This window comes from Limnochordia bacterium, assembly GCA_023230925.1.
Taxonomy (GTDB): domain Bacteria; phylum Bacillota; class Limnochordia; order DUMW01; family DUMW01; genus JALNWK01.
The window spans coordinates 1-8,519 of the sequence record JALNWK010000082.1 but is presented as its reverse complement, the minus strand read 5'-3'; the positions used below and the strand labels follow the sequence as shown (position 1 = coordinate 8,519).

The 8,519-nt window shown below is 46.7% G+C and carries 6 protein-coding genes; all 6 read right to left on the bottom strand.

The window, feature by feature from the left end; all coding sequences use genetic code 11:
* Positions 1–332 precede the first annotated feature (332 nt).
* Positions 333–1,073 carry a LamG domain-containing protein gene (locus M0Q40_12075; protein MCK9223332.1) on the bottom strand — a complete coding sequence of 247 codons (741 nt, stop codon included), beginning with the start codon at positions 1,071–1,073 and terminating at the stop codon, positions 333–335.
* Between the two features lie 20 nt (positions 1,074–1,093).
* Positions 1,094–1,867 carry a LamG domain-containing protein gene (locus M0Q40_12070; protein ID MCK9223331.1) on the bottom strand — a complete coding sequence of 258 codons (774 nt, stop codon included), beginning with the start codon at positions 1,865–1,867 and terminating at the stop codon, positions 1,094–1,096.
* 60 nt (positions 1,868–1,927) lie between these two features.
* Positions 1,928–4,960, bottom strand: a complete 3,033-nt coding sequence (locus M0Q40_12065; GenBank protein ID MCK9223330.1) for an FG-GAP-like repeat-containing protein — start codon at positions 4,958–4,960, stop codon at positions 1,928–1,930.
* A gap of 40 nt (positions 4,961–5,000) precedes the next feature.
* Positions 5,001–6,125 (bottom strand): glycoside hydrolase, encoded by a 1,125-nt coding sequence (locus M0Q40_12060; protein ID MCK9223329.1) that lies wholly within the window; start codon positions 6,123–6,125, stop codon positions 5,001–5,003.
* Positions 6,126–6,197: 72 nt separating this feature from the next.
* The gene (locus tag M0Q40_12055; GenBank protein ID MCK9223328.1) at positions 6,198–7,490 is read right to left on the bottom strand and encodes an extracellular solute-binding protein; all 1,293 of its coding nucleotides are present in this window, start codon (positions 7,488–7,490) and stop codon (positions 6,198–6,200) included.
* A 480-nt stretch (positions 7,491–7,970) separates the two neighbouring features.
* Positions 7,971–8,360, bottom strand: a complete 390-nt coding sequence (locus M0Q40_12050) for a LamG domain-containing protein (GenBank protein ID MCK9223327.1) — start codon at positions 8,358–8,360, stop codon at positions 7,971–7,973.
* Positions 8,361–8,519 lie beyond the last annotated feature (159 nt).

Genomic DNA, 8,519 nt, shown 5'->3' with positions numbered 1-8,519 from the left:
TCATCAATCACCTGTTGCTTGAAATCATCTGAGTAACGCTTTCTTGTCACGGTTAATCACTCCCACTAAAGTAATCTTAGCACAAACATAGCTTATGTCCAAATCCTTTAGGGGGCTAGATAGCTTCAATCTGCCGTAGATAATTGTACCTGGCAGGGCACCTCCCAACCGTCCTACAGAGAACGAAGTACTACAGGCAAAAGTCTAACCACGCAGTTGATAACCACGGCGATCAGCCTTCTGCCTGCAGGTCAGCAACGTCTAAAGCTTACCGACGATCTTAGTCACCAATCTCGAGATTGATAACACTAGATAAGCTCACCCCGTTCCTCCTATAGTCCATACTTTGCTGTTAGGTAGTCATCAATGGCCTGTCGTTCATTCTCGGACAACGCCCGATCATGAAGGATGAACTCCGCGATAAACCCATCTAGGTGGCCTTCGCTTAGGCTAGGATGATTCCGTTTGCCTATATAGAGATCGCTTTTATTTGGGACTTGTTGCCTCACATCATTGATTGTTGCTACGAGTAGCCCATCGCGATAAAGCTTAATCTCCTGCATTTTCTTGTCGTAGACACTACATTGGACCTGGGGGAACGAATCTACGTATAGATCGCCTTGTCGGTAATAGGTACCCCCAACAGCCAAGCCATTTTGAGGTGCGAGAAACCATGCTTTCTCAGTAATACCATTGCTGTTGTCCAACTTCTGAGCAAGTCGGAAACCCTTGGAATACTCGTATACCACGAATATAGAACAGCCATTCTCCACATTGAGCTCATTCTTATGAGAAACACACAGGTAAGTGGCAGACCCATCAAAGACAACCGCAGGCTGATTAGCAATTGTGTTAGCTTGTAGGTAAGGTGCACTGCCAGAATCGGAAACCGCGTCATTCTTCTCTCCTGATTGATCAACCCACCTTACCACAATTCCATTTTCCTCAATCACACCGCGATCTGCACGAAGCCAGATCTGTAGACCGTCGGTCGGAATGTCCGCAAAAGTAGTACTCCCAACAAGCAAAATGCCCACAACAACCGTAACCAACATCCATGTGAAGTTTTTCATCGTTTTCAGCACCCTCCTGATTATTGACTTTCGTTTATGGCATATTTCTGTCTGAGATAGCCTTCAACAGCGCATCGTTCATCGGCGGATAAGTTAGTATCGTAAATGATGAACTCGGCTATATAGCCAGTAATGAATCCAGCGGATGGGCTTTGATTCCGGCGTCCAATATATACTGGATCCTCGTTCGCTTGTTGGAGGGGCACGTCGGTCACTAACTCAACCTCGGTACCATTACTATATACGTGTATCTCACCCAATTCAGCATCGAATACATTCGCTTGAATGTGAAGAACTCCGGTCTCAAAAGAGGCTTTTGTCGGACTCTTGCCAGATACAGCCATGCCATTTTGCGGTGTTACAAACCACGCGGTGCCCGTCAACCCAGTACTAGCATCCTTTTTTTGCGCCAATCGGAAACCACTCGAAACCTTATATACGATAAATGTCGTGAAGGAACCATCAGCGTTCAAACCGTCTGCATGGGGTATCCTAAGCGCACTTGTTCCGTTAAACAATATGGCAGGCTGGGCATTTTCCGCCAATTCCTCAAGACGCATGACCGAGCCCTCAGCGGCAACTGCGTGATTGCCCTTACCGGACTGGTCGGTCCACTGGCTTACAACACCGTCCACCAAGAAAACTCCTTTATCTGCTCGTAACCATAGTTGAAGGTGGTCTGTTAAACTCTCAGATAATTCAGTAGTTGGCTTGCGAACTAGCATACATCCACAGAAAACCGCAGCCACAACAATGGTAGCCATTACGACATACTCTGTACGAAATTTCTTCATCTCAAAGCTACATATCTGGCTTGACGGTACTAACCCAACCATCGCGGATACCTATTTTTCCTATAAACCGTATTTCCGTTTTAGATAAGCCTCGACCTCACACCGTTCAATATCGGAGAGCGCGCGATTATAAATGATCAACTCCGCTATCTCGCCTTTCAAATAACCTTCTGTAAACCCAGCATAGTTGCGCTTTCCAATATAAAGAGCATCTTCGTTCGCAATTTGAGGTTCAACCCCATACAGTGTCGTAAGCAACACACCATTGCGGAAGATCCGGATTTCGTTATGCTCTGCGTTGTATACATTACTTTGTAACTGTGGTATCACTGCAGGAAATGCGGCATTACCTTCGTTTCGATATGCCCCACCAATAGCAAGACCGTTTTGAGGCATGAGGAACCACGCACTATTGGTGATTCCATTATTATTGTCTCGTTTTTGTGCAAGACGAAATCCTCCGTAATAGCGATATACAACGAATACACTAAGTCCGTCTCCCGCGTTTAGACCGTCATCGTGTTCAACAATTAAACAAGAGCGAGAACCATCAAAGCTAATGGCAGGAAGATTTGCGATGCCTGACGTCAGCAAAACGGGTTCAAGTCCCGGCTCCGCCATGGCATCATGGTTACGGCCCGACTGATCTTCCCACATAGTCACTACACCGGTATCAGTGTGGACCCCATGATCAGCCCGAAGCCAAAGCTGCATCCCTTCCGTTGGAATACCGATGGGACTTAGACTCAGTTCTGCCATCGTCAGGAACGCTGCTTCGGGACCTCCGCAAACTGTCTTGATTTCAACCGTCGTTTCACCTTCGAGATAAGAGCGGGCATAGTAATAAAGCCGACCATTTTCACTCCCAACCACGAGATCTAGATGACCATCCCCGTCAAGATCGACCAATGCGGGCGCAGCAGAGTGGATGCCGAACCAAAGATAATTTCCGTTCCCAGTCTTGATCGGCTCCGGTTTTCTAAGCCTTGGTTCGGTGTTCGAACCGACGTTTTCAAGCACAAAAACCGTTGCGTGCCGAAAAGGAGCATAATCGTTTAGATGGGTCATGGGCGTTCCTAGAACAATATCCCATACACCATCGCCATTCCAATCACCAATAGCCAGTTTAATGCGTCCAGATGCCCCGCCTTCAGCTAGTGGTGGAGAAAGCTTAATTTCCTCGCCAGTGTCAAACTCTAATCGTCTCGCCGGTCCCACCCGAAATGGATCATCTTGGCGATCCCAATATGACAGGAATCCCCCCGGGTCAAGACCAAGAAAACCATTGAGACCGTTTCCGTCAAGGTCAACAGCCGCTGGTCTTACCCGATGAACGGTACGGAAAGGCCCCCCGTACTCGTTTAGGACAAATTTCTGAGCCGTTGCCTCAAAAACAGGTTCAAAGATCAAATCGGCAAATACACGATAGTTGGTGAGGATACTACCTAGAACAATGTCTAGCTGTCCATTATGAGTCCAATCTGTTACTAAGGGTGCAGTATAACCCCAATTTGCCTCACTTGGACCTAGTAATGAACCTGTTGGACCTGCCTGAATGCGCACCGTTTCTCCTTTAATTTGCAAACGCTTCCCCTGATCAAATTCCGGTAGCAACCCCTGTCCTTGGTTCCTAAACAGGTGAACATATCCCGGGCTAGCTCCGGCTACGATGGAAGGACCCTCTCCGTCAAGTAGCGATACAAACTGTGGTACCGCCAGGGAACCAGGGCTTAGCGCCGGATCAACCTGCTGGAAAGGCACCGGGTCATCGAACACTGGTATGCCATCCTTCGTCCTTCCTGTGTTTTTGGCATACAATAGAAATGGTTCATCCGGGGCGATAAGCAAATCCTGCAAACCATCGCCATCAAGGTCGTGAACAACCACATAGTGCATTTGGTATGGCAAGCGCATGGATTCACCGTCGGCATCAAAAACGTTTACAGGCGGTAATAACCGTGGGTCGCCTTTCTCGCCGACGTTCCTAATAAAAAGAAGGTCGCCCAAACGATTTCCCGTAATAAGATGATAAACACCGTCTACATCCGAGTCGTATGCAGCGGGGCGTACAAACCCACGATCAATCCTAATCAATTCACCTTCGGCTTGAAGGACCCTTGGTGCCGCAAATTTGGGTTGCTCCGATGATCCGATGTTCTCCAACAGGTAAATGGCACCGTAGGTTCCCGACGCTTCGCTTGTCCCAATAAGGAGATCCTTACGACCATCTCCTGTCCAGTCAACAACCTCGATACCACGGATAGCATTTCCACGGCCAGGACTATAGACAGTCCCACCCGCTGTGAGCAGTTCCGATTGCAGAAACTCCGGAGCTCCAGGGGCTCCAATGTTCTGATGCCAAATGATATTAGAATGGGAGGTGGAAAATGCCAGAAGATCAAACAAACCATTCTCCCGAAAGTCTGCTACAACGATACTTTCCTGAATCGGAATAGGTAAAACTTGACGGATTATCGGTGACCCTTCCGACGTAAATCCTTCAAGCCGAAAGAGAGAAGCGGCAGCTTGATGAGTCCCTTCATGACCAGAGACTAGAATGAGGTTTTCGCCTGTTCCATACCAGTCGACGATGTCCACTCTATGAGCTAACCAACCAACAAAGTCCCCCACAGTGCCCCGAAGACCATACGTAAAATAATCACCGTTGCCAATGAGAGGAATGTGCTTCGGGTAATCATAGTCTACTCCTTCCTCTTCCAGCGCAAAAAGAATTGCAAAATCCTCCTCGCCATTAATGTTTTTCCTCCAAGATACCGTTCCTTCGCCTGTAGAAAGTATAGAATCACTTAATCGAAAAGGAACATCAAAACCATCTTGTTGGACACGAATAGACCGAGGATCAACTTTTCCTTCAACCCCAAGCGCCCTTAATATTTCAGGAAATGATAGATTCAACTGCACTGGTGCGTTACTGAAAGCTCCTTTTGTGTTGGTTGTCGTTGCGATAATCGTGAAAATCGATTGCTCTCCTCCTTCGGCAACTACCAAAACACAAGACATAGCTAAAAGAAAACCAAGTATTACCCCAAGCGTAAGCTGTACGACGTATCTAGAAGACCATTTCGGTATCATGAATCTACTCCTTCTTTTTAGCATAGCGTATCATTCGAGATCATGAGGGGAGGTCTCTGAAGTCATTAACCCTGCCGAATGTAATTCGATTGGAGTCATGAAAATTGTGTGCACCTCCATATGCAGTACGAACTAGGTAAATGATGTCGTCTCCGTCGAATTGCCAGTCAACATACTGATAACCTATTTTTTGTGCCGCATCTGGTTCGGACAGACCATTATCATCATCCATTAACGTCTTTACGTAATGCCATCGCCGTAAATCATTAGAATAAAACAAGGCAAGCACATTTCTCTGGAAATGATAAACAGGATTAACACACGGATTCGATAAGGTCCAGTATCTGCCTGTCGTAGAATCATGCCGTATGGTGAACTTGGTTTTGCCACCTGGAAATTCGATGTAATCAAAAGGACTACATGAAACCCGAAGTCCACCTTCGTCGACACGAATAATAGTAGCGCGATCAACGACCGGTGTTGTCCGTGTTCTAAGGATGTTCCATATCTCACCAGAAGGTGTCTCAACAATATTGCCTTCGAGCCAACCCGCCCCGGCAGAGCCTCCCCAATCTTCCGGATCCGCATCTTGGTCATATACTAACTCGTTGCTCTTACGCCAATTGCCAGAATCAAGTAGATCCGCTCCAGCATCACACGAAATCACAAAAGACCGAAAACCCGATGCAAACACCGGGGGATCTATATTCTCAAACGCTCGATATAACCTACCATGAATATTGACAACCGGAGTCGGTGCGCAGTGGTAGTTCGGACCAATTTGCCCTGGCCCACCACGAAAAAGCAGTCCTGACTTTGAGTCAGAGGGATGCGTCCATGTATTTCCTTCATCACTCGAACGACGGATCACAATATGCCCATTATGCGCAGAAGTCCCCAACAGGTAAACCATGTCTTTGTGAACAAAAAGGCTACTCCAAAACGCTCCTACAATATGAGTTATCTGGTTCCAAGTCTTACCATCATCTTCAGACCGATATACAGTCGTTAGACACTCCTCCCCTTCATGGTTCCGCGGGGATCCAGGACCAAAGTAGTCGTGTGTCGCCAAGATATGACCACTAGGTGTTCTAACCAAACTAGGACTACCCAAGTATGTTTTCGTCGAAGGGTCTTGATAGGTCACCTCGCTAATCCACTGCAATCGAAACTCACCTCCAAATAGAAGGCCCAGTAGCACTAGTGCCGAACTACTGAGCCTTTATACACAAACGCACTAGTGAGCCAAGAAACCACCCGACAGACGATCAATTTCTGCTAGTGCCGCTTCTAACCCGGTCTGTTTTGTTGCTACGTGCTGCATTTGTATATTAACAACCTGTGACCAGAATCGGGGATCCGTAACCACAAAACGTGGAACATTATTGGGATTACTTACTGCATCCAAAACAGCCTGGATTGTAAAGAGATCCGAGTGTTCTGCATAATAAGTGAGATTCTCACGCAGGGCATTGATACGCGAACGATCATCAACAAGCTTTTCCCCACTTTCCTTTCGAAGTGTAAGGAACTTAACCCATTCCCAAGCCGCGTCCATATTCTTGCTTTGCGAATGAATTGCGAACCCCTGTCCATCAGAAAACCATCCATCTTGAACCGGACCCATAGGTTGCCGAATATGTCCAACACTTGCAGATTTGCCTAGAGTAATCTTATAGTTATCTATTGTCGACGGTATGTCGTGGAGGGAAATAGAAACATTATTATAGGAAATACCTATGTTGCCCGGTTCACTAACCCACAGGGGAGCAACTCCTTCGTCATAGAGCGACATAAGGTAATCTATTGCATCACGGGCTGCCTGGGACTGGAAGTTTGATGAACTAGGACCAACAATCTTGTCGAAGATGCCACCACCCGCCTGATGAGTAAGGGCCATCCAATACGCCCAGTCAACGCGCTTACTACCATCTATTACTAGTCCATACTGCTTCGTAGACCCTTCCGGTGTCCTTTGTGTTAACTTTCGTCCTAACTCACGAGCTGTCTCCCACGTCCATTTCGGACCTTCTTCGGGATATGGTATGGCAGCTTCATCAAAGTGACTCTTGTTATAGCTAGCCGTCCAGGTTAGGACTTGGTACGGCATTCCATAGCGCAAAACCGACTCACCTTCGTATGTATACGACTGCAACATACCTGGAATAAAGGCATCCTCATGAAAATCAGGATCGTTTTCCATCAGTTCAGTAAGATCGAGAAGGATACCCTTAAGGGCAAACTGCAAGGCATCGAAAGATGAGATAGCTATGACATCAGGGGGAATTCCGGCAGCCGTTCTAACCGTTAAGGCATCAACAACATTTCGTTGAATTTCGAGCCTGATCTCAATGTCTGGGTTCAACGCCATAAACTCATCAGCAAGCTCTTCTAGAAATTCGATGTCTTCTCCGAACATGAATTGCCACACCATATGCTCTAGCACTATCGGCTCTTGTGAATAAACAGTTCCCGCTATCATTGCTAGAACAAGTACAAGTACAAAGCAGATCGTTCGTCGTGAGTGCATAAAAGAATCTCCTCCTCATTTTTAAGACTCCACCATACGGCTTTGAACCGTTCTCCATTTTCTTTTAGATCCTGATATATTAGTAGTTCCTTCTTTCGTAGTTATATCCCGGAAAGGCACCCTACATGAAAGGGCTCCTTTCAACAACATATTGATACCCTAGTACTACGCTTATTGAGCTTTATTGTTTCCGTATAGAATGACTACGACGCATTGTCCTTCGTGTAAATCCCATTACCGAACAGTACAGTACTACATTCGGGGCTCGCCCAATACTGCATTTCTTATAAACAGCGTAATACTTGAGAATATGCGAACAACCTATGATAACCGTAATCTCCGACAGATGAGTACTGTCCTTTCTTGCTCTATATTTTGGCCGTTATCGACCAATTTGTCCATGCTAGTGAGCCTTACGAAGCTCCACCAACAGAACATTCTACGCTAGCTGGTCTCAATACCTGTTTTCTACCAAATCATTCATATTCCATTTTTCATCACAGACTTTATCTCATCGGAGGACAGTGCCTTGTTCCAAATGATGAAGTCGTCCATTAGCCCTCCGAAGGGTCTTGCATCATCAATGGTAAGCCCTATTCGAGCACCCATATCCCAATCCTGCATCATACACATTCCCCTGCTTACTACCTGTTTGAATACCTCCTCACCGTTGATATACACAGCCCCGTATCCCTCGGTGGCACTATATACTGCTGCGAAATGAACCCACTCATCCCAAACTACCATTCCAACCTGCATATCGAAAACGGTCTGCATGTTGCTTGTGCGCACAAGCCAACGATACTTGCCGTTGGTTCGCACTTCGGGATGGAAAATCCAGGTACCATCAGAACCCCGGGCATTGAAGATCTCCCGGACATCCCCCGCAGAGACATTGATCCACGCAGGGGCGTATTTAGTTATTGGGGGGAGAAGAGTTGGTCATCAAATCTTCCGTTTACCCAATCCAAACGTAGGTGAAGTAGATGGTTGAACCCTTCCTCACTCCAGCGCATACCCACTCCTTTG